The organism is Pseudomonas panipatensis (assembly GCF_900099785.1).
In the GTDB taxonomy this organism is placed as follows: domain Bacteria; phylum Pseudomonadota; class Gammaproteobacteria; order Pseudomonadales; family Pseudomonadaceae; genus Pseudomonas; species Pseudomonas panipatensis.
In genome coordinates, this window is the sequence record NZ_FNDS01000007.1 from 25334 (window position 1) to 47533 (window position 22200).

Sequence of the window (22200 nt, forward strand, 5' to 3'; positions counted from 1 at the left end):
CGGTGGAGAGTAAGGGTTACCAGCTGAAGATCTGCCACTGTGGAATCAGTTTGTCCGGCTGGTCGGAGCGAATGAAGTTGGCGTCTGTGCCATCCGAGCGCACCAGGAAGTAGGGCTTGCCGTGCTTGGGCGTGATCTTGATCGCATAGAGGAAGCCGTTGACGCGGTATTCCTGAACAGTCTTGTCGCCCTCCTGATGGATGGTCACATCCGGCTCCGGCGACGGCGCGGTATCGTCCGCCGCCACTGCCACCAGGGGTCCCATTGCCAGCAGGCCGGCGAACAATAAGCGGTTCAACATGTGCATGATAACCTTGTCCCTTTATCGAATTGGCTAGGGTCATTCTAGCCCCTGGCCTCCGGAAAAGGTTGATTCCCCTCATGAGTCAAGCACCCCTCGTCCTCGTGGACGGCTCTTCCTACCTGTACCGCGCTTTCCATGCCCTGCCACCGCTGACCACCTCCACCGGCATGCCCACGGGTGCGGTGAAGGGCGTGCTGAACATGCTCAAGAGCCTGCGCAAGCAATACCCGGACAGCCCCTTCGCGGTGGTCTTCGACGCCAAGGGACCGACCTTCCGCGACGAACTCTTCGCCGAGTACAAGGCCAACCGGCCATCGATGCCGGACGAACTGCGCGTGCAGGTCGAGCCGTTGCATGCCAGCGTGCGCGCCCTGGGGCTGCCGCTGTTGTGCGTGGAGGGCGTGGAAGCCGACGACGTGATCGGCACCCTGGCCCGCAGCAGCGCCGCCGCCCAGCGCCCGGTGGTGATCTCCACCGGCGACAAGGACATGGCCCAACTGGTCGACGGGCACATTACGCTGGTCAACACCATGACCGGTAGCACGCTGGATGTGGATGGCGTGAAAGAGAAATTCGGTGTCGGTCCTGAGCTGATCATCGACTACCTGGCACTGATGGGCGACAAGGTCGACAACATTCCCGGCGTGCCCGGCGTCGGCGAAAAGACCGCGCTGGGCCTGCTCACCGGAGTCGGCGGCGGCCTCGACGTGCTCTACGCCAGCCTCGACAAGGTGCCCGAACTGCCGATCCGCGGCGCCAAGGGTCTGCCGGCCAAGCTCCAGGAGCACCGCGAACAGGCCTACCTGTCCTATCAGTTGGCGACCATCAAGACCGACGTGGCGCTGGATGTCGATATCGAGGCGCTGCATCCCGGCGAGCCTGACCGAGAGGCGCTGATCGTTCTGTACCGCCAGTTGGAGTTCAAGAACTGGCTGGACGATCTGCTGCGCGAGGCCAAGGGCGCCGGCGACAGCCCCGCGGCCGAGGCAGTGGAAGCCGCGCCGGTGCACTACGAAACCGTGCTCGAGCAGGCCGCCTTCGACGCCTGGCTGAAAAAGCTGCAGGCCGCTGAGCTGATCGCCTTCGACACCGAAACCACCAGCCTCGACGCCCAGCAGGCGCAGGTGGTCGGGGTGTCCTTCGCGGTCAAGGAGGGCGAGGCTGCCTACGTGCCGCTGGCGCACAGCTACATGGGCGTGCCGGCGCAACTGGACCGCGATGCCGTGCTCAAGGCGCTCAAGCCGATCCTCGAAGACCCGGCCAAAGCCAAGGTCGGCCAGCACGCCAAGTACGACATGAACGTACTGGCCAATGCCTCGACGCCCATCGCCGTGCAAGGCGTGGCCTTCGACACCATGCTCGAATCCTACGTGCTGGATTCCACCGCCACCCGTCACGACATGGACAGCCTGGCGCTGAAATACCTCGGCCACAGCACCATCCGCTTCGAGGACATCGCCGGCAAAGGCGCCAAGCAGCTGACCTTCGACCAGATCGCGCTGGAACAGGCCGGCCCCTACGCCGCCGAAGATGCCGATGTGACCCTGCGCCTGCACAACGCCTTGTGGCAGAAACTGCAAGCCATCCCCACCCTGGCCAAGGTACTCCGTGAGATCGAGATGCCGCTGGTGCCGGTGCTGGCGCGCATCGAGCGCAATGGCGCGCTGGTCGACGCCAAGCTGCTCGGCCTGCAAAGCCGCGAACTCGGGGAGAAGATGGTCGAGCTGGAGCGCAAGGCCTTCGAGCTGGCAGGTGAAGAGTTCAACCTCGGTTCGCCCAAGCAGCTCGGGGCGATCCTCTACGAAAAGCTCGGCCTGCCGGTGTTGAGCAAGACGGCCACCGGGCAGCCATCGACCGCCGAAGCCGTGCTCGCCGACCTGGCCGAGCAGGACTTCGAGCTGCCCAAGGTGATCATGCAGTACCGCTCGCTGAGCAAGCTCAAGAGCACCTACACCGACCGCCTGCCGGAGCAGATCAACCCGCGCACCGGGCGTATCCACACCTCCTACCACCAGGCGGTGGCGGCCACCGGGCGGCTCTCTTCCAGCGACCCGAACCTGCAGAACATCCCAATCCGCACCGCCGAAGGCCGGCGCATTCGCCAGGCGTTCGTCGCCCCCAAGGGGTACAAGCTGGTGGCGGCGGACTACTCGCAGATCGAGCTGCGCATCATGGCCCACCTGGCCAAGGATGAAGGCCTGCTGGATGCCTTCCGGCACGACCGCGACGTACACCGCGCCACTGCCGCGGAAGTCTTCGGCCTGCCGCTGGAGGAGGTCAGCGCCGAGCAGCGGCGCCGCGCCAAGGCGATCAACTTCGGTCTGATCTATGGCATGAGCGCCTTTGGCCTGGCCAAGCAGATCGGCGTCGAGCGCAAGGAGGCCCAGGCCTATATCGATCGCTATTTCGCCCACTACCCCGGCGTGCTGGCTTACATGGAGCGCACCCGTGTCCAGGCCGCCGAACAGGGCTTCGTCGAAACGCTGTTCGGGCGTCGCCTGTATCTGCCGGAAATCGCCTCGAAGAACCAGGCGATGCGCAAGGCCGCCGAACGCACGGCGATCAACGCGCCCATGCAGGGCACTGCGGCGGACATCATGAAGCGCGCCATGGTGACTGTGGATAACTGGCTGCAGGACAGCGGCGCCGACGCCCGCGTCATCCTGCAGGTGCACGACGAACTGGTGCTGGAAGTGCGAGAAGATCTGGTGGAAGCGGTCAGCGCCAAGCTGCGCGAGCTGATGGGGGCGGCGGCCAACCTGGACGTGCCGCTCATCGTCGAGGCCGGGAGCGGTTCGAATTGGGACGAGGCGCACTGACGAACGGTCGAAAGGCCGTCGTTTCGGGGCTTTCGGGTTGTTTGTCAAGATCTTTGGCGGGTTTGCGGAAATTTTTTTCGCGGCCCGCTGAACTTTCCCGCGAAGGGGCGGGTCAGAACTCGTGAATGGCTGGTGTAGCCCTTCGATGCTCCTTTGCAGTGTTTAGTGTTGGCAGAATCCTGGACCCCGCCCTAGCGGTCCGGACTTGAACCCCGAACTTCCCCCTCCCCATACGAAGCTCGGGGTTTTTTTTGCCTGCGATTCAGCCCGCGCTGCCCTCGCCGGCGTCTTCCATCTCTTCCTCTTCCAGAAGGCCCAGCCAGCCGGCAAGGACCATCTGCGCTTCTTCCACGCCCTGACGCTTCGGTGCCGAGAACAACTGCAGGCTGGCGACATCGCCCCAGCCCTGCTGAACTTCCCGGCGTACTTTCAGCAGCGCATTCTTGGCGGCGCCAAAGGCCAGCTTGTCGGCCTTGGTCAGCAGCACATGGATCGGTAGCCGGCTGGCCTGGGCCCAGTCCAGCATCAGGCGGTCGAAATCGGTCAGCGGGTGGCGGATGTCCATCATCAGCACCACGCCAGCGAGGCTTTCGCGGCTGCTCAGGTAGGCTTCGAGGTGCTGCTGCCAGTGCAGCTTCAGCGGGATCGGCACCTTGGCGTAGCCATAACCCGGCAGGTCGACCAGGCGACGCTCATCGTCCAGGCGGAAGAAGTTGAGTAACTGGGTACGTCCAGGGGTTTTCGACGTGCGCGCCAAATTGGCATGGGTCAGGGCATTGAGCGCGCTAGACTTACCAGCGTTGGAGCGGCCGGCGAAGGCGACTTCCAGGCCGGTGTCTTCCGGGCATTGCTCGACCTTGGCCGCGCTGATGAGGAAAGTAGCCTGTTGGCACAGGCCGAGGATTGGGTTTTTCGTAGCGTTCTTGGAGGGCATCAGGGGTTCCGCGGCGGGGTGCGACTAGGTGTCGCGGCGGCCGGTCTCGTTTCCGTTTCGGTATCCGAAGTATATAATGCCGCGGATTTTGTGTGCGCTTTATCCCCCAGGGTCGGGCGCCACGGGAACGCAACAATCGGCCGCGCAATAGAACGCGGACGTTCCCTCCCGATGAGGACGATCATGAAGAAACTGCTGTTCGCAGCTGTTGGTGCCGCTTTGGCCACCAGCGTACAGGCCGCTCAGGACCCGGAGGCGGTGTTCAACCGTGCCTGCGGCGCCTGCCACGCCGGGCAACTGCCGATGGCCCCGAAGAAGGGCGATGCGGCGGCGTGGAAGCCGCGCCTGGATAAAGGTATGGACACTCTGGTACAGCACGTGACCAACGGATTCAACGCCATGCCTCCGCGCGGGTTGTGCACCGACTGCAGTGCCGAGGACTACAAGGCGATCATCCAGTGGATGTCCAAGTAACCCGGGCCCCTATCTCTCACCCTTAGCCGTAATGGATTAGCTGATGAACAAAATTATCGTGAGTCTGCTGTTGACCCTGGGACTGACCGGTATGGCCCACGCCGCTGGTGATGCCAAGGCGGGTCAGGCGAAAGCCGCAGTGTGCGGTGCCTGTCATGGTGCCGATGGCAACAGCATGGCGCCGAACTTCCCCAAGCTGGCCGGCCAGGGCGACAAGTACCTGCTCAAGCAGATGCATGACATCAAGGACGGTAAGCGCACTGTCCTGGAAATGACCGGCATCCTGACCAACCTCAGCGATCAGGATCTGGAAGACATCACCGCCTACTTCTCCAGCCAGCACATGAGCATCGGTGCGGCCGATCCCAAGCTGGTGGCGCAGGGTGAGGCACTGTTCCGTGGTGGTAAGGTCGCTGAAGGCATGCCTGCCTGCCTTGGCTGCCATGCGCCCAATGGCGTCGGCAACGTCCCGGCCGGCTTCCCGCGCCTGGGTGGCCAGCATGCTGCCTACATCACCAAGCAGCTGACCAACTTCCGCGAAGGCGATCGCACCAACGACGGCGACACCATGATCATGCGCAGCATCGCCGCGAAACTGTCCAACAAGGACATCGCTGCAATCTCCAGCTACATCGAAGGCCTCCACTGAGGTCTTGCCGGAACCTTCGCTGGAATGAAAAAAGGGTGGCTTCGGCCGCCCTTTTTCGCATCTGGCGCCACTACAATGCTGAAACCGTTGCAGCACACCCCGGTCAATTACCAGCCGCACCGCGGCGCCCCCGATTCAGCCAAGGAGTGAACCATGCGTAACCTGATTTTCACCGCCGTACTGGCTTTCGCCGGCTTGTTCGGTCTCAGCGCGCAAGCCGCCGAGTTCGAAGCCGGCAAACAGTACACCGAGCTGAGCACGCCGGTCCCGGTGTCGCAGCCCGGCAAGATCGAGGTGGTGGAGTTGTTCTGGTACGGCTGCCCGCACTGCTATGCCTTCGAACCGACTATCAACCCGTGGATCGCCAAGCTGCCGGCCGACGTACACTTCACGCGTATCCCGGCGATGTTCGGCGGTATCTGGAACGTTCACGGCCAGCTGTTCCTGACGCTGGAGGCCATGGGCGTCGAGCACAATGTGCACACCGCCGTTTTCGATGCCATCCACAAGGAAGGCAAGAAGCTGGCGACCCCGGAAGACATGGCTGACTTCCTCGCCCCGCTGGGTGTGGACAAGGACAAGTTCCTCAGCACCTATGACTCCTTCGCCATCAAGGGGCAGATCGAGAAGGACAAGAAACTCGCCATGGCTTACCAGATCAGCGGTGTACCGACCATGATCGTCAACGGCAAGTACCGCTTCGACATCGGCTCTGCCGGCAGCCCGGAAAAGGCCCTGGAACTGGCTGATTTCCTGATTGCCAAGGAGCGCGCGTCCGCCAAGGGCGCCCAGTAAGGTAAGCGCCGATGCTCCGCCTGAGCAGTCAGCAGCACATTGCGGGGACCTGTACGGCACGGGTCAATCCGCAGGCCGCAGAAAGTCGGGACTATCCCGGCAACGGGCGGCTGCGCCTGCTCAGTTTCAATATTCAGGTCGGCATCAGTACCGAGCGCTATCGGCATTACCTGACCCGCGGCTGGCAGCATCTGTTGCCGGCCGCCGGCCGCGCCAACAACCTGCAGCGCATCGGTGACCTGCTTGCCGACTACGACCTGGTGGCGCTGCAGGAAGCCGACGGCGGAAGCCTGCGTTCCGGCTATGTGAACCAGGTGGAGCACCTGGCCCACCTCGGGGCCTTCCCTTACTGGTACCAGCAGCTCAACCGCAATCTCGGGCGCCTGGCCCAGCACAGCAATGGCTTGCTCAGCCGCCTGCAGCCGACCTTGCTGGAAGACCACCCGCTGCCCGGTCCGCGAGGGCGCGGGGCCATCCTGATTCGCTTCGGCGAGGGGGAGAACGCCCTGGCCGTGGTGATGATGCACCTGGCCCTCGGCGCGCGTACGCGCACCCGCCAGCTCGCCTACATTCGCGAGCTGTTGCACGGCTATCGCCATCGTGTGCTGATGGGCGACATGAATACCCACGCCACCGACCTGCTCGAAAGCTCGCCGCTGCGCGATCTCGGGTTGATCGCCCCGCAGGTCGAGGCGACCTTCCCCAGTTGGCGTCCGCAACGCTGCCTGGACCATATTCTGCTCAGTTCGGAGCTGACGCTGGAGCGTGTCAGCGTCCTGCCGCAGCCCATTTCCGATCATTTGCCGGTGGCGGTGGAAATCCGCCTGCCAGACGGCTGCCAGTTTGGCACCGCACTTTCCCTCAGGGACGTTGAATGAGTCGCGACGACAATCTGCGCTGGAAGGAAAAGTACCTCACCAATCTCGAACAGCAGGAACGCCTGGAGCGTCGCTGGGATTCGCGCATCGACCTGTTGCGCCGCGGTCTGGTGCGCAGCAGCCTGGCTGCCGAAGGCACCGACAAGGCGGTCGACCAGTGCATGCAGGAGCTGCGCGAGGTCTTGCGCCGCGACGATCTGGATTCTGGCCTGGCGCGATTGATCCCGCGCCTGGAAAAGACCGTGCTGGACTCCGAGCAACGCCGCCAGGAACGCATTCGCCAGAGTGTCGCGGCGTTGAACCAGATCGCCCAGCAGTTGCTCGCGCTGGACATGCCACGGGATGTACGACGGCCGCTGAAGCGTTTCGCCAAGGACATTGACGCGCGCGCTGGCCAGGCGCGCGAGCTGCCGGCGCTGCTCGGAGAGCTGGGCAGCTTGCAGCGCAGCGTGCTCGAACAGCTGACCCGTGCGCCGGAAGAGCAGCGTCCCGGTCTGTTGCAGCGCCTGTTCGGCGCTCGCGAGGTGGAGGAGTCGGTCCTGGCCGATGGCGCCTCGACCGATCAACAGGGCGGATCGCCAGCGGACCCCCTGGAGGCGCCGGCCCCGTCGATGGAGCGCAGTGCGCCGCTGGAGGCGTCGCTCAGCGAGTCCCATCCGCCCGCCGTGGCTGAGTCCGTGGTCGCCGACCCGCCGCCCGTTTCGATGGCGGAATCTCGGTCTGAGCCTGCCGGCGCAGGGATGCTGCTGGACAGCCTACCGCTGCCGGCCGACTTGATCCCCAGTGCGCCGCGGGCGGTCGTGCTGGATGCCGATGCCCACGAGCGTTATGCCTTGCCACCGATGCCGGAGCCTGGCTACAGCGCCGTGGCGCCGCATATCGAGGCCAGCCTGCTCAATCTGCTCGACGAATTGCAGTTGCCGGCATCGCACCAGCCCCAGGCCGAAGCGCTGCGCCAGCGCATTCATGGCAGCCTCAACTGGTACGAACTGGTGCCGGTTCTGGATGATCTGGCCGTCCTGGTCCTGGCGCTCAGTGACAGTGGGCAGGAGGCGTTCGAAGGGTATCTGCACCAGCTCAACGAGCGCCTGAGCGCTTTCCTTGGCAGCCTCGAGCACATGCATCGAGGGCAGGCCGGGGTGTCCAGCAGTGCCCGTGATCTGGACGCGGAGCTGCGCGACCAGGTCAGCGGTCTGCAGAGCAGCGTGCAGCAGGCCACCGACCTGGAGTCGCTGAAGCGTTCGGTGGAGGGGCGCCTGGAGGGCTTGCTCGGCAGCATGGACCGCTACCGCCAGGAGCGCGAGATGCATGAGCGCGAGGCGGGCGAACACCTGCAGGCGCTGATGTCCAGGGTCGCGTCAATGGAGGAGGAAGCCCGCACCTTCAAGGCGAGCATCGAAGATCAGCGGCAGAAGGCGCTGACCGATCCGCTCACCGGCTTACCCAATCGCGCCGCGCTCAATGAGCGCCTGGAGCTGGAAGTGGCGCGCGTGCAGCGCTTCGGTGGCGACCTGCTATTGGCGGTGCTGGACATCGACCACTTCAAGCGCATCAATGACGAATTCGGCCATCTGGCCGGCGACAAAGTATTGAAAATCATCGCCGGGGAGTTGGCCAAGCGCCTGCGCAAGACCGACTTCATCGCCCGTTTCGGCGGCGAGGAGTTTGTTGTGCTGTTGCCGTCCACGCCGCTGGACAGTGGGCGCCAGTTGCTTGAGGCGCTGCGAGCATCGGTGGAGAAGTGCCCATTCCACTTCAAAGGCAAGCCGTTGGTCATCACCTGCTCCGTTGGTCTGACGCAGCTCCGCCCTGGCGAACGCAACGAAGTCGCATTCGAGCGCGCCGACCAGGCTCTGTACCGAGCCAAGCGTGGTGGCCGTAATCGCTTGGAGTTGGGCTGACGAGCCGCTCTACCATCCTACCGGGCGCGCCCGCGCCAGCTTTTCCGCAGTGAGTTCGTGCAAGGCGCCCGCAGCGCTTTGCCTGGGCTCATCCGCGAGCAGAATTCCCGCCCGGGGCATTGCCGATCGAAAGCACAAACTTGACGAGCGAAAGATATTGGGCTTTCATTTTGCCTTCTAATCTTTCGAATCGAAACTTTAAGCTTCATGTCGAAACGCAATACACCCCAACGCCGCCATGACATCCTGGCTTTGCTCGCCGAGCAGGGCGAGGTCAGTGTGGATGACCTTGCCCGGCGTTTCGCTACCTCGGAAGTGACCATCCGCAAGGACCTCGCCGCGCTGGAAAGCAACGGCTTGTTGCTGCGCCGTTACGGCGGGGCCGTTCCCATGCCTCATGAGTTGCTGGGCGACGCCAGCCCGCCGCTGTCGCCCTACAAGCAGGCGATCGCCCGCGAAGCAGCGGCATGTATCCGCGAACATGCACGGATCATCATCGATAGTGGGCGTACCACGGCGGCACTGATTCCCGAACTGGGACGCAAGCCAGGCCTGGTGGTCATGACCAATTCGCTGAATGTCGCCAATGCGCTGCGCGAGCTTGAGCGTGAGCCGGTGCTGCTGATGACCGGGGGGACCTGGGATCCTCATTCCGAATCCTTCCAGGGGCAGGTGGCGGAGCAGGTGTTGCGCTCCTACGATTTCGACCAGTTGTTCATCGGTGCCGCCGGCCTCGATCCGGCGCGCGGCACCACGACGTTCAATGAACTGCTCGGCCTGAGCCGGGTCATGGCGGAAGTCGCCCGCGAGGTGATCGTCATGGCCGAGGCGGACAAGCTCGGGCGCCGTATGCCCAACCTGGAGTTGCCCTGGAGCAGCGTCCAGACCCTGATTACCGACGAGCGCCTGAGCGACGAGGCGTGCGCCCAGATAGAAGCACGCGGCGTGAAAGTGATACGCGCGCGCTGCGCAGACTGAAGGAGAGCCCCATGTGTGGAATCGTTGGCGCCATTGCCGAACGTAACGTCACCCCGATCCTCGTCGAAGGCCTGAAGCGCCTCGAATACCGTGGATACGACAGTGCCGGTCTGGCCCTGGTGGATGCCGCCGGGCATCTGCAGCGCCGTCGTCGCGCCGGCAAGGTGGCGGGCCTGGAACAGTCGCTCGCCGAGCAGCCGCTCAGCGGCCAGTTGGGTATCGCTCACACTCGCTGGGCCACCCATGGCGCGCCGAGCGAGGACAATGCCCACCCGCATTTCTCCAATGGCCAGTTGGCGGTGGTGCACAACGGCATCATCGAGAACCACGAGGAGCTGCGCGAGTACCTCAAGGGGTTGGGCTATCAGTTCACCTCGCAAACCGATACCGAGGTCATCGTCCATCTGCTGCACCGGCGCTTGAGCGAGCTGGGCGATCTGACCCTGGCGCTCAAGGCCACGGTCAAGGAGCTGCACGGTGCCTATGGCCTGGCGGCGATCAGCGCCGCGCAGCCGGACCGCATCCTGGCCGCACGTAGCGGCAGTCCGCTGGTGGTCGGCCTGGGCCTGGGCGAGAACTTCCTTGCCTCCGACCAATTGGCCCTGCGTCAGGTCACCGACCGCTTCATCTACCTGGAAGAGGGCGACATCGTCGAGCTGCGCCGCGATAGCGTGCGCCTATGGGATGCCGAGGGGCGCGAAGTGCAGCGTGAGGCGGTGCGTCACCGCGAGGGCGCCGAAGCGGCCGACAAGGGCGAGTACCGGCACTTCATGCTCAAGGAGATCCATGAGCAGCCGATGGTGGTGCAGCGCACCCTGGAGGGTCGCCTGGGCAGCCAGCAGGTGCTGGTGGAGAACTTCGGTCCGGACGCCGCCGCGCTGTTCGCCAAGGTGCGCAACGTGCAAATCGTCGCCTGCGGCACCAGCTACCATGCGGGCATGGTCGCGCGTTACTGGCTCGAAGAGCTGACCGGTATCCCCTGTCAGGTGGAGGTCGCCAGCGAGTTCCGTTACCGCAAGGTCGCGGTTCAGCCGGATGCGCTCTTTGTCACCATTTCTCAGTCCGGCGAGACCGCCGATACCCTGGCCGCGCTGCGTAATGCCAAGCAGTTGGGCTTCCTCTCCACCCTGGCGATCTGCAACGTCGCCACCAGCTCGCTGGTGCGCGAGTCGGACATGACGTTGCTGACCATGGCCGGACCGGAGATCGGCGTGGCCTCGACCAAGGCCTTTACCACCCAACTGGTGGCCTTGATGCTGCTGACGCTGGCGATCGGCCAGGTGCAGAAGCGTCTGGGCGAGGGCGTCGAGGCCGAACTGGTGGCGGCGTTGCGCCGTCTGCCGACCCATCTCGAAGAAGCGCTGATGATGGACAAGGTGGTGGAAAAGCTCAGCGAGTTGTTCGCCGAGAAGCACAACACCCTGTTCCTCGGCCGTGGCACCCAGTATCCGGTGGCCATGGAGGGCGCGCTCAAGCTCAAGGAGATTTCCTATATCCATGCCGAGGCTTATCCGGCCGGCGAGCTCAAGCACGGTCCCTTGGCCCTGGTGGATGCCGACATGCCGGTGGTGACGGTGGCGCCCAACAATGAGTTGCTGGAAAAGCTCAAGTCCAACCTGCAGGAAGTTCGTGCCCGCGGTGGCGAACTGATCGTCTTCGCCGAGGCCGATACCGGTCTGGGCAATGGGCCTGGCACCCATGTGGTGAGCATGCCGTCGATCCATGACTGCCTGGCACCGATCCTCTACACCGTCCCGTTGCAGTTGCTCTCCTACTATGTGGCGGTGCTCAAGGGCACCGACGTCGATCAGCCGCGCAACCTGGCCAAGTCAGTCACCGTGGAGTGACGCCTGGCCGCAAACTGACGCGCCGCTGGTCCGAGAGAGGTCGGACCAGCGCTGGCCCGCACGGGAATCAAGAAAGATTCCTTCGTTTTTCGCTGGCCATTCCCTGATGCTGTGGCAAAATTCACGCGCTTAATTTTTCGTTAAGAATTCGCCATGTCGGCGAGCGCTTGGCCGCGGCGCAGAAAATGACTCGCGTTTGCATGGCCAGGCCCGATTCTATTCAGTTCATTGTTTTGGCGACGGATGAAAGGTAATCCTCTTCTTGCTGGCACTAGCCTTGCACCGCTCGGCCGACCGTTCGTAATGCCACTCGGCGCGGGGGATGCGCGATGAAGTTCCTGGTCACCGGCGCTGCCGGCTTTATCGGCTTCCACACGGCGGATCGCTTGTGCCGGGAAGGACACGAGGTCGTCGGCATCGACAACCTCAACGACTACTACAGCGTCGACCTCAAGCTGTCGCGTCTGGAGTTGCTGCGCAAGCACGGCAATTTCCGCTTCGAGAAGCTCGACATCGGCGACCGCGTTCGCCTGGCTGAGCTGTTCCGTGACGAGCAGTTCGAGCGCGTCATCCACCTGGCCGCGCAGGCCGGGGTCCGTTACTCGCTGGAAAACCCGGATCTCTACGCCGACGTCAACCTCACCGGCTTCCTCAATATCCTCGAAGGCTGCCGGCACAATGCAGTTGGCCATCTGGCCTATGCGTCGAGCAGCTCGGTCTACGGCATGAACAGCCCGATGCCGTTCTCCACCAATGCCACCGTGGACCAGCCGGTATCGCTTTACGCCGCCACCAAGCGTGCCAACGAGCTGATGGCGTACACCTATGCGCATCTCTACCGGCTGCCGGTCACCGGCCTGCGCTTCTTCACCGTCTACGGCCCCTGGGGGCGCCCTGACATGGCGCTGTTCAAGTTCACCCGGGCCATCCTCGATGGGCGGCCGATCGATATCTACAACAATGGCGAGATGTCCCGCGACTTCACCTATGTCGACGATGTGGTCGAGGGGATTGTGCGTATCCAGGACTGCCCGCCACAGCCCGAGCAACCCGGCGAGGCGCCCGCCGCGCTCTATAACATCGGCCTCGGTGCGCCCGTTCGTTTGCTGGACATGGTGCACTGCGTCGAAGAGGCGATCGGTCAGGAAGCCATCAAGAACTTCCTGCCCCTGCAGCCTGGCGATGTGCTACAGACATGGGCCAATGTCGACGATCTGGTTCGCCGCATCGATTTCCGCCCAGTCACCCCCCTGTCCGAGGGTGTGAAGCGCTTCGTCGAGTGGTATCGCGACTATTATGGGCGGACTGCCGATCACCCCTGTGCCTGAACGCCACGCGGGCAACCCCAACAGAATTCACTTCAGGAATAGCAGAGCATGTCGAACAGCCCCTTCGTATCGGTGCTGATACCGGCCAAGAACGAGGCCCAGAACCTTCCCACGCTGCTTCAGGAAGTCCGCCAGGCGCTTGCCGGCGAAGACTTCGAGGTGATCGTCGTCGACGACGGCAGCACCGATGGGAGCGCGGCGCTGCTGCAGAGCATGCAGCGCGAAGGCTATTCGCAGCTGCGTGTCCTGGTGCATGACCGCTCGCTGGGCCAGAGTACCTCCATCTACCACGCCGCCGAGGCTGCGCGCGGCACTTGGCTGGCGACCCTGGACGGCGACGGGCAGAACGACCCGGCGGACATTCCCGGCATGCTGGCCCTCGTCCGTGCCGCTGATTGCCCGGCCAACCTCAAGCTGATCGCCGGGCACCGCGTGAAGCGCCGCGATAGCGCGAGCAAGCGCTGGGCTTCGCGCTTCGCCAACCGCCTGCGCGCCAAGCTGCTCAACGACCACACCCCGGACACCGGTTGCGGACTCAAGGTGATCGAGCGCCAGGCGTTCCTTCAACTGCCTTACTTCGATCACATGCACCGCTATATCCCCGCCCTGATTCAGCGCCACAAGGGCGCCATGCGCGTGCATCCGGTCAACCACCGGCCACGCAGCGCCGGTGTGTCCAAATACGGCAACATCGACCGGGCCCTGGTTGGCATCCTCGACCTTTTCGGCGTCTGGTGGCTGATTCGCCGCACGCGCCTGGATGCCGTACCGCGCGAACTGGAGCATTGATGCATGGCTGACGTGGGTCGGTTGTCGGGCGGCGAGGCAAGGCATCGCGGGTTCCTGGCGCGCTTTTCCCGCAGCCCCTGGTTGCTACTGCTGCTGGCGGCCCTGCTGCTGGGCGCCGGCCTTGGATTGCGTCATCCAAGCAATGTCGATGAAGAGCGTTTCCTGGGCGTCGCCCTGGAAATGCTGCAGAACGGCGATTGGCTGATTCCCCATCGCGCCGCCGAGATATACCCGGACAAGCCGCCGGTCTTCATGTGGCTGGTGGCGTTGCTGGTGCGCCTGGGGGTGAGCCCGCACGTCGCGCTGTTCCTTCCGGGCTTCTTCGCCGGCCTGGTGGCCACCGCCTGCCTCTACGACCTCGGCAAGCGCCTGTGGAATCGCCGCGTCGGCGTTTGCGCCAGCCTGCTGTTCCTCGCGACTTACCAGACCTATGCGGTGCTCCGTGACGGGCAGATCGACGGTTTCCTCTGCCTGTGGATCAGCCTCGGCTTCTACGGTCTGCTGCGGCATCTGATGTTGGGGCCGGCCTGGCGCTGGTTCTATCTTGCCTGTGCGGCCATGGGCATGGGCATCATCAGCAAGGGCGTTGGCTTCCTTCCCGCGTTGATGCTGATTCCCTACGCCTATGGTGTGCGCCAGGGCTGGAAAGGCCTGGTACGCATGCCCGGACAGGCGCGTGCCTGGTGGCTGGGGCTGCTGGTGACGCTGGCGACCATCGCGCTGTGGCTGGTGCCTTTGCTGATCCGCGTGGCGCTGGACGGTGGCGCGGATGGCCGTGCGTACCTGGACGATATTCTGCTGCACCAGACCGCCAAGCGCTTTGCCAGTGCCTGGCAGCATCAGGAACCGTTCTGGTACTTCTTCGTCAAGGTCATCCCGCAGTATTGGATGCCGCTGCTGCTGGCGCTGCCGTGGATGGTGCCGGCGTGGCGGCGACAGCTGGCGCGCCGCGATGGCCGCTATCTGGTGCTGCTCGGCTGGGTGGCGCTGGTGCTGCTGTTCTTCACCCTCAGCTCCGGCAAGCGCAAGCTCTACATCTTCCCGGCGTTGCCCGGGCTGGTCCTGGCGATGGCGCCGCTTCTGCCCTGGCTGTTGCGCCGCTGGTTCGCCGGCAGGCCCTGGGTGCGCAAGGTCTTCGTCGTTCTGGCGGTGCTCTGGTTCAGCGCCTGGTTTGCCCGCGGCTTCATCGAGCCGCTGCGCGCCGGTGGCAACGACCGCCAACAGCTGATGGCGGAGGTCGCCCAGGAAAGCCAGGGGGCCGAGTTGGTCCTTGCCGGTTGGCGCGAAGGTCACTGGCTGTATGCCCGGCAGCCGCTGGTGCACTTCGGCCTCGATACGCCGAACCAGGTGGTCATGGCTGCCGAGTGGCTACGAAGTCACCCGCAGGATGTCGCGATGATCTCCGCCGATGATCTCGAGCGTTGCTTCCAGCGGGAGCGTGCGCTGGAGGTAAAAGGCAAGTTCGAAGAGCAATGGTTCCTGGTTCGCGCGGACGCGGACAACGGCCAGTGCCACGACGTCACGCCCCACGAAACCTACCGATTCGCCTGGCGGAAGAGCTTCTTCTGAGTCCGCGCCCTGCGGCGTCAGAGACAGGCGGATTGTCCCGATGAGTGGCCTTGGACAGCGGAGCTGGTAGCTCCGCCGTCCGGCGCCGCGCTCGAATCACAGTGACTCCGAGCGATCGCCTCCGGCGCCTGGCAGACCTGTCAGTCGTGGCGATCCTGGGGTGCCGACCTCGCCCACTGCCCGCTAAATGCCTGTGGATCGGCACTGTGACTGGCCTTTGGGCCGGACGGCAGGCGGCACTGCTCGGCGCCACGAAGCGACGCGATGCTTGGCAAAGGGGGGGTTGTCTGGAGTTGCGGCGACGGACAGTCGCTGGGCGTGGGCGGCCTGCCGATGGCGCCGCCCCACCCATTGCAATGGCTCAGTTCAGCTCTGCGCTTTGCGCTGCGTCTTCGCTGCGAGCCTGGCGGCGGATCAGTGCGAGGTTGCGGAGGTACACCACGATGCCGAAGGATTGGCCGAGGATGATGATGGGATCGCGCTGCGCGACCGCGTAGGCGAACAGCATGACGCTGCCGATCATCGACATGTACCAGAAGTGGATGGGGTTGACCGGGCGGTTGGCTCGCTCGGAGAACCAGAGTTGCAGCATGAAGCGGCCGGTGAAGATCACCTGCCCGACCATGCCGATCAGGGTCCAGAGCGGATCCGCGGTGGTGATCGCATGGATGATGGGCTCCGGCTTGGACAGCCAGCCCAGGCCGATGGCCGCTGACGAAAGACCCAGCCATGGCCAGGCGAAGAACGGCGGTTGCGCGCCGGCGTAGCGGCGATCCAGTTCCAGGTTGCGCAGGTAGATGGCCAGGCCGGCCATCTGTCCCAGGCAGATCACCAGGTCGCGCTGATGGGTCGCATAGGCCAGAAGCAGAACCGCGCCGGCGCAGCTGAAGTACCAAAAGTGCACCGGCATGAGGCTCTTGCGCGCGCGCTCCGAAAGAATCCACTGCACCAGGAAACGTGCCGAAAACGCACACTGCGCCAGGAGTCCGACGACGAACCAGATCGGATTGATGCCGCTCAACAGGAAGCCCTCATACGCTGTACTCAAACCGCCGCGGTTATAGCGGCGCGGCAAGTTTACCTGATGTAGTGGGCAGTTTTCAGTTCGGGGCAGTCGCAGGCGCCGGGCGGATTACCGAATCGTCACGCCGGCATCAGCATGGCGTTAGCGCGGCGACTTTAGGGTGGTGCCGAATCCCAATGACGAGGTACTTCCCATGACCCTTTCCCGTCTCCTCTTCGTAGCGTTGCTCGGTACATCTTCCCTGGCTCTGGCACAGAGCGGCGGCGACCGGACCTTCGAACGTATGGAGCAGAACCGCCTGGCGGCCATGCAGAGCGCGGCCAACGCCGAGGCAGCCATGCAGGCGCGTCAGTATCACTACGGCATGGAACTGGACATCGCCAAGGTGCTCGCGGTCGTACCGAGCGAGGGCTGTGGCGTGGTGCCGGTGCGCATGCGCTACCTGGACTCGCAAGGTGCCGAGCAGGAGCTGCAATACCGCGCCGAGCGCGTCAGCTGCAACCGCGGCAAATGAGCTGATTCAGGCCCGTGGGAGCGGGAAGCGGAGGAGGAACAGCGTCGGGCCAGAGGCCGAACTCTCCACCGCCACCGTTCCTCGATGCAGACTCATGATTGAGCGAACGATCGCCAGGCCGAGACCGGTGCCACCCTCGGCGCGCGAACGGCTGCTGTCGACCCGATAGAAACGCTCGAACAGCATCGCCAGGTGCTGCTGTGCGATACCGGGGCCCGGATTGCCGACACAGAGCCTGACCTGTGCGTCGTCGGCATCGATGCGAATCGAGACCAGGCTGCCGGGTGGGCTATGACGGATGGCGTTGGACAGCAGGTTGGAGATCGCCCGCTGGATCATCAGGCGATCGCCCATCACCCAGCCTTCGCCAGTGATCTCTATATCCACCTGCTTCTCTTCGGCGGGCAGCAGGAACAGCTCGGCAACCTTGTACGCCTCTTCATCGAGCGCTACCCGTTTGAACCCGGCCTGGGCCTGCGGCTGGCTGACCTGGGCCAGGAACAGCATGTCGCTGACGATTCGCGTCACCCGACTCAGCTCCTCGACACTGGAGGCCAGCACCGCCTTGTACTCCTCGCATGCTCGTTCCCGCGACAGCGTGACCTGGGCCTTGCCCAGCAGGTTGCTGATGGGCGAGCGCAATTCGTGGGCAAGATCGTCGGAAAACTGCGTGAGTTGCTGCACGCCGCTGTCCAGGCGGTGCAGCATGACGTTCAACGCATGGGCCGCTTCTCTCAACTCCAGCGGCAGCCTCTCCAGCGGGATGCGATGACTGAGATCTTCCGTGGAGACGCGCGATGCGACCTTGCGGAAGTGCCGCAGCGGTGACAGGCCGCGTTGCACGATGTACCAGGCGCCGAGTCCGACCAGCAGTAGCAGGAAGGGCACACTGGTCAGCACCAGGTGGCGGAAGGCTTCGAGCAGGCTGGCATCGGCCGAGCGGTCGAGGGACAGCAGGATGCGCACAGGCGTGCCGTCTTTCAGCTCTGCGCGGGTGCCGACGATGAGCAGCCGCGCGCCGTCGGGGTCGCTCCACTCGTAATAGGACAGGCCGCTGCCAACCTGGAGCCCATCCAGCGCTTCGTTATTGGCGCCGGTGCTGGTGTCCAGCAGCGGGGTTTCGCCCTTGGCCAAGGGCAGCACCGTCAGGCTGAGGTTGTCGTGGCCCAGTACCAGATCGAGCAGGCTGTGCGGTTGCCGGGCCAGGGCGCTGTTGTCGAAGCCCTCCACCAGGCTGTGCCGCACTTGTCGCAGCTTGTCCGTCATCGCCCTGTGGGCGCGGGTTTCCAGTTCGTGGCTGAGGGCTGCATAGGCGAGCAGCGCCAGCATCACCACCAGGGATGCGCACAGCAGGCTGACGGCGATGCCCAGCCGGCTCGACAGGCTGGCGGGTTTCACTCGCGCTCCTCGAGGACGTAGCCGACGCCTCTCAGGGTATGGATCAGCTTGTTCTCGAAGGGATCGTCGACCTTGATGCGCAGGCGGCGAATGGTCACTTCCACCACATTGGTATCGCAGTCGAAGTTCATGTCCCAGACCTGGGAAATGATCTGGGTGCGGGTGAGGACTTCGCCGGTGCGGCTCATCAGCAGATGCAGCAAGGCGAACTCCTTGGTGGTCAGGTCTATGCGCCGGCCCTCGCGGTAGGCGCGGTGGCGCGCCGGGTCGAGTTCCAGGCCGGCCACCTTGAAGACCTCCGGTACCGACACGCGCTCGCTGCGCCTGAGCAGGGTGCGGACGCGGGCGAGCAGTTCGGGGAATTCGAAGGGTTTGACCAGGTAGTCGTCGGCGCCCAGTTCCAGGCCGCGGACACGGTCGGCGAGGCGGCCTCTGGCGGTCAGCAGCATGATCCGCGTATCGCATTCGCGCCGCAGATTCTGCAGGACTTCCCAACCGTCCATTTGCGGCAGATTGACGTCGAGTATCACCAGGCCGTAGGTGCCTTGCTGAGCGAGGTACAGTCCGTCGACACCGTTGTTGGCCCGGTCGACGATGAAGCCGCTCTCGCTGAGCCCCTGATGCAGGTAGTCGGCGGTCTTGGATTCATCCTCTACAACTAGAATTCGCATGAGTTCAATGACCTTTTCTGGGGGATTTCGTGATTTTGTGCATCCGGCTCGTGGGAAAGTCGGGAAAGTTAATTGGGAAAATTCTGATATTTAAAATGGGGCGAAAACGCTAATACCTATAGCGACTTCAGGGTCAATCCTTGGTGGGGTAGAGGGTGTGTCCGCGTATTGCGGAGTTGCTTGGATTGAATGCGCAATCCACTGTGGATGATGTGTTGGCAGCGTTCCCGTAGGTCGCTGCAACTGCTCGGGAAGGCCGATGTTAGCGTTTCAACGCCTGTATTCAGGCTCTATTGCACATTTGTAATTGCCTGGTCACGTTGCCGATAAAGCGGGAAAACTACTGTTGCTGCGCATTCGCGGAAGTTGCGGAAAGTGCACTTTTAATTATTCAAAGAGCGCCGTCTGTAAATGCCTCTGCATTGCAATTCATATCCAAATGCAGTTTCCAGAGGTGTGCCGTTTTGTTATTCGCAATTGGCTTTTCTCGCTGGTGTCATAGAGAAAGCGTTCCACGCTTGATCGATCTTTCTCGACGGCTACTGCCAATGCTCCTCCTGGCCCTGGCTCCCGCTGCACTCTCGGCGCCGTTGCCGTCATTGAGTCTGGACGCCGCATTGAATGCGGCAATGGCCGGTAACCCTGAGCTTTCGGCGATGGCGCGCGCTCAGGGCATTGCCGAGGGCGAGCGGCGCCAGGCTGGATCGAGGCCTAACCCCCGTCTCTCCTGGGAGGCCGAGGACACCCGCGCGGACAGCCGCACCACCACGATCAGCCTGACCCAACCCATCGAACTGGGCGGCAAGCGCGATGCGCGCATTGCGCTCGCCGAGCGCGGTCAGGCGCTGGCCTCGGCCGAGCTGGAACTGCGCCGCAACGGTCTGCGCAGCGAAGTGCTGGATGCTTTCCAGGCGTCGTTACGGGCACAGGAGCGGTTGCGCCTGGTCGATGAGTCGGTGGCCTTGGCGCTGCGCGGCCTGCAGATTGCCCAGGGACGGGTCGGAGCCGGGAAGGCGGCGCCGCTGGAGGCGACCCGCGCCCAGGTCCAGCTCGCCGACGTGAAGCTGGAGCTGGACCGTGCGGAAGTCGAGCGCAACGGTGCCTATCAACGCCTGGCCACGCTCATGGGTGTGCCAGAACCGAATTTCTCCCAGGTGCGCGCGGACACCGCCGCATGGCCCACGCCACCTCCCTCGGCCGTCCTCCTGCAACGTCTGGGCGAGACCGCGGACATGCGCATGGCGATGCTCCAGGTCGAGCAGCGCGATGCCGCCCTGGCGCTGGCCAAGACGCAGCGCATCCCAGACCTCGATGTCACCCTGGGCAGCCAGTACGACCGCAGCGCGCGCGAGCGGGTCAATGTGGTCGGCCTGTCGCTGCCGCTGCCGCTGTTCGACCGTAACCAGGGCCGCATCCTCGCCGAGTCGCGGCGTGTCGATCAGGCCCGTGATCTGCGCGTTGCCGCCGAGTTGCGTGCGCGTCGGGAAACCCTGCTGGCGCTCGACTTATGGGGTTCGGCGCAACGCGAAGCGCAGAGCTTGCGCGAAACCATCCTGCCTGCCGCGCGCCTGGCGGTGGAGAGCGCCACCCGTGGTTTCGAAATGGGCAAGTTCGGCTTCCTCGAAGTGCTCGATGCGCAGCGCACCTTGATCCTCGCGCGTAACCAGTACCTGCAGGCCCTGGCGCAGCTCAGCGATGCCCGCAGCCGCACCGAGCGCATCTTCGGCGACCTTGCCGATCTGCGCTGACGCCCGATCGTTCGCCCCCAGGGGCGTTGTCACCGCCGCTGACTGCCTGACTCGCCGCGCCGACTCAGGCCTGCCTTCCGAGAGTACCCATGACGCCAAGACAGAAAAAAATCGCTGTATTCATTGCCCTGCTGACGGCGCTCGCTATCGCCGCCGTGCTGTGGTCCAGCCGCCGTTCGCCGCCGCCCGGGCCTGAGCTGGCGGTGCCCGAGGCGCCTGCCGAGGCGAGTATGCGTGGTCCGCACGGCGGTTTGCTGCTGCAGGATGGGGAAAACCGTGCGGAGCTGCTGATCGCCGAAGAAGCCGGCGCCAACCCCGCATTGAGCCTGTACCTGTTCGCCAATGGCGAGCCGTTGGCGACTGCCGCGGCGCGGGTCAGCCTGACCCTGCGGCGGCCTGGCGGCGAGCTTTCGCGTATCGAGTTGCAGCCGCGCGAGGGCGTTTATGTGGGCACGGAGCCCATCGCCGAGCCGCACGTGTTCGACGGCGAGGTCGTGGTCGAATGGAATGGTGCCCGCCAGCTCTACGCGTTCTCCCGTAGCGATGGCCTCCTCGAACTGAGCGAGGAGCAGGCGCGCGCCACCGGTATCGAGGTGGTCGAAGCAACTGCGCGCGAGGTGGCAACGCGTCTCGATTTGCCTGGCGAGATCGCTTTCGACGCCGACCGCACCGCGCACCTGGTGCCGCGTGTCAGCGGTGTGGTGGAGCGGGTCAGCGCCGAGCTTGGCCAAGCGGTGAAACGCGGCGAACTGCTGGCGGTGATCGCCAGCCCGCAGGTGTCCGAACAGCGCAGCGAGCTGGCCGCCGCGCAACGACGGCTCGAACTGGCGCGGACCACCTTCGCCCGCGAGCGGCAACTGTGGCAGGAGAAAATCTCCGCCGAGCAGGACTACCTGCAAGCCCGTCAGGCCCTGCAGGAGGCGGAGATCGCCTTGGCCAACGCGCAGCACAAAGTCAGCGCGCTGAGTGGCGCCAGTGCGCCGGGCGGCGGCAACCGCTACGAGCTGCGCGCGCCCTTCGACGGGGTGGTGGTGGAGAAGCACCTGGTGACCGGCGAGGTGGTCAGCGAGACGACCAATGCCTTCACCCTGTCCGATCTGTCGCGACTCTGGGCGACTTTCAGCGTGACGCCGCGCGATCTGGCGCGGGTCAGGGTGGGCGAGGCGGCGACGGTCGAGTCGGCGGAGCTGGGCATGACGGTCGAGGGCCGTGTCGCGCACGTCGGCAGTCTGCTCGGCGAGCAGACGCGAATGGCCACCGCGCGGGTTGCGCTGGATAACCCTGGCAGCGCCTGGCGCCCCGGCCTGTTCGTCAAGGTGCGACTACTCGCCGAGTCGCGCCAGGCCGCGGTGGTGGTCCCGGAGCAGGCGGTGCAGAGCCTGGATGAGCGTCCGGTGGTGTTCGTTCGCGTGAAGGGGGGCTTCGTCGCCCAGCCGGTGCGCCTCGGCGCCCGCGACCAGGGCCAGGTCGAGGTGCTGCAAGGCCTCGTCGCCGGTGTCCAGGTCGCCGCCAATGGCAGCTTCATCCTCAAGTCGGAGCAGGGCAAGGCCTCGGCCGAGCACGCTCACTGATCCTTTGCC

19 protein-coding genes are annotated in these 22200 nt (G+C 64.4%); 14 read left to right on the forward strand and 5 right to left on the reverse strand.

The genetic code is table 11. The features are described from left to right. Positions 1–16 precede the first annotated feature (16 nt). Positions 17–307 carry a DUF2782 domain-containing protein gene (locus tag BLQ74_RS16620; RefSeq protein WP_090264122.1) on the reverse strand — a complete coding sequence of 97 codons (291 nt, stop codon included), beginning with the start codon at positions 305–307 and terminating at the stop codon, positions 17–19. A gap of 74 nt (positions 308–381) precedes the next feature. Between BLQ74_RS16620 and polA the strand changes: the two genes are divergently transcribed. Continuing rightward, complete coding sequence (polA, locus tag BLQ74_RS16625; RefSeq protein ID WP_090264124.1) at positions 382–3123, forward strand: DNA polymerase I; 2742 nt, start codon at positions 382–384, stop codon at positions 3121–3123. A gap of 262 nt (positions 3124–3385) precedes the next feature. Here polA and yihA read toward each other — a convergent pair whose 3' ends face one another. After that, a complete protein-coding gene (gene yihA, locus BLQ74_RS16630; RefSeq protein ID WP_090264126.1) occupies positions 3386–4057 on the reverse strand; it encodes a ribosome biogenesis GTP-binding protein YihA/YsxC in 672 nt (223 codons plus the stop codon). Between the two features lie 183 nt (positions 4058–4240). Between yihA and BLQ74_RS16635 the strand changes: the two genes are divergently transcribed. The 10 genes from BLQ74_RS16635 to BLQ74_RS16680 all read left to right on the forward strand — a co-directional run bounded on the left by BLQ74_RS16635 (position 4241) and on the right by BLQ74_RS16680 (position 15265). Next, a complete protein-coding gene (locus tag BLQ74_RS16635) occupies positions 4241–4531 on the forward strand; it encodes a c-type cytochrome (RefSeq protein ID WP_090264128.1) in 291 nt (96 codons plus the stop codon). Between the two features lie 43 nt (positions 4532–4574). After that, positions 4575–5180: a c-type cytochrome gene (locus BLQ74_RS16640; protein ID WP_090264130.1), complete on the forward strand. Its 606-nt coding sequence runs from the start codon at positions 4575–4577 to the stop codon at positions 5178–5180. A 153-nt stretch (positions 5181–5333) separates the two neighbouring features. Continuing rightward, the gene (gene dsbA / locus BLQ74_RS16645) at positions 5334–5975 is read left to right on the forward strand and encodes a thiol:disulfide interchange protein DsbA (RefSeq protein WP_090264132.1); all 642 of its coding nucleotides are present in this window, start codon (positions 5334–5336) and stop codon (positions 5973–5975) included. 11 nt (positions 5976–5986) lie between these two features. Beyond that, positions 5987–6853, forward strand: a complete 867-nt coding sequence (locus tag BLQ74_RS16650; protein WP_090264134.1) for an endonuclease/exonuclease/phosphatase family protein — start codon at positions 5987–5989, stop codon at positions 6851–6853. Continuing rightward, positions 6850–8754 (forward strand): GGDEF domain-containing protein, encoded by a 1905-nt coding sequence (locus BLQ74_RS16655; protein WP_090264136.1) that lies wholly within the window; start codon positions 6850–6852, stop codon positions 8752–8754. The genes BLQ74_RS16650 and BLQ74_RS16655 overlap by 4 nt, the downstream gene beginning before the upstream one ends. Before the next feature lie 207 nt (positions 8755–8961). After that, positions 8962–9732, forward strand: a complete 771-nt coding sequence (locus tag BLQ74_RS16660; protein WP_090264138.1) for a DeoR/GlpR family DNA-binding transcription regulator — start codon at positions 8962–8964, stop codon at positions 9730–9732. An 11-nt stretch (positions 9733–9743) separates the two neighbouring features. Continuing rightward, positions 9744–11579 carry a glutamine--fructose-6-phosphate transaminase (isomerizing) gene (gene glmS, locus BLQ74_RS16665; protein ID WP_090264140.1) on the forward strand — a complete coding sequence of 612 codons (1836 nt, stop codon included), beginning with the start codon at positions 9744–9746 and terminating at the stop codon, positions 11577–11579. Between the two features lie 329 nt (positions 11580–11908). Beyond that, on the forward strand, positions 11909–12907 hold the full coding sequence (locus tag BLQ74_RS16670; RefSeq protein WP_090264143.1) for an NAD-dependent epimerase: 999 nt from the start codon (positions 11909–11911) through the stop codon (positions 12905–12907). 48 nt (positions 12908–12955) lie between these two features. Further along, positions 12956–13696, forward strand: coding sequence for a glycosyltransferase family 2 protein (locus tag BLQ74_RS16675; RefSeq protein WP_090264145.1), 741 nt, complete (start codon positions 12956–12958; stop codon positions 13694–13696). A 3-nt stretch (positions 13697–13699) separates the two neighbouring features. Then, a complete protein-coding gene (locus BLQ74_RS16680; RefSeq protein ID WP_090264147.1) occupies positions 13700–15265 on the forward strand; it encodes an ArnT family glycosyltransferase in 1566 nt (521 codons plus the stop codon). Between the two features lie 361 nt (positions 15266–15626). Here the strand turns inward: BLQ74_RS16680 and BLQ74_RS28040 are convergent, their stop codons facing one another. Continuing rightward, entirely contained in the window at positions 15627–16286 is a 660-nt protein-coding gene (locus tag BLQ74_RS28040; RefSeq protein ID WP_139199079.1) for a lipid-A-disaccharide synthase N-terminal domain-containing protein, read from the reverse strand. Between the two features lie 196 nt (positions 16287–16482). On the opposite strand from BLQ74_RS28040, the gene BLQ74_RS16690 reads away from it, so the two are divergent. Then, positions 16483–16803, forward strand: coding sequence for a DUF2790 domain-containing protein (locus tag BLQ74_RS16690; RefSeq protein WP_090264152.1), 321 nt, complete (start codon positions 16483–16485; stop codon positions 16801–16803). A 6-nt stretch (positions 16804–16809) separates the two neighbouring features. Here the strand turns inward: BLQ74_RS16690 and BLQ74_RS16695 are convergent, their stop codons facing one another. Both BLQ74_RS16695 and BLQ74_RS16700 read right to left on the reverse strand, forming a co-directional pair. After that, positions 16810–18201: a heavy metal sensor histidine kinase gene (locus tag BLQ74_RS16695; protein WP_090264154.1), complete on the reverse strand. Its 1392-nt coding sequence runs from the start codon at positions 18199–18201 to the stop codon at positions 16810–16812. Next, positions 18198–18872, reverse strand: a complete 675-nt coding sequence (locus BLQ74_RS16700) for a heavy metal response regulator transcription factor (RefSeq protein WP_090264157.1) — start codon at positions 18870–18872, stop codon at positions 18198–18200. The genes BLQ74_RS16695 and BLQ74_RS16700 overlap by 4 nt, the downstream gene beginning before the upstream one ends. A gap of 548 nt (positions 18873–19420) precedes the next feature. Between BLQ74_RS16700 and BLQ74_RS16705 the strand changes: the two genes are divergently transcribed. Further along, positions 19421–20620, forward strand: a complete 1200-nt coding sequence (locus BLQ74_RS16705) for a TolC family protein (protein WP_090264160.1) — start codon at positions 19421–19423, stop codon at positions 20618–20620. Positions 20621–20709: 89 nt separating this feature from the next. Then, on the forward strand, positions 20710–22191 hold the full coding sequence (locus tag BLQ74_RS16710) for an efflux RND transporter periplasmic adaptor subunit (protein ID WP_425287504.1): 1482 nt from the start codon (positions 20710–20712) through the stop codon (positions 22189–22191). The last annotated feature ends 9 nt before the right edge of the window (positions 22192–22200 follow it).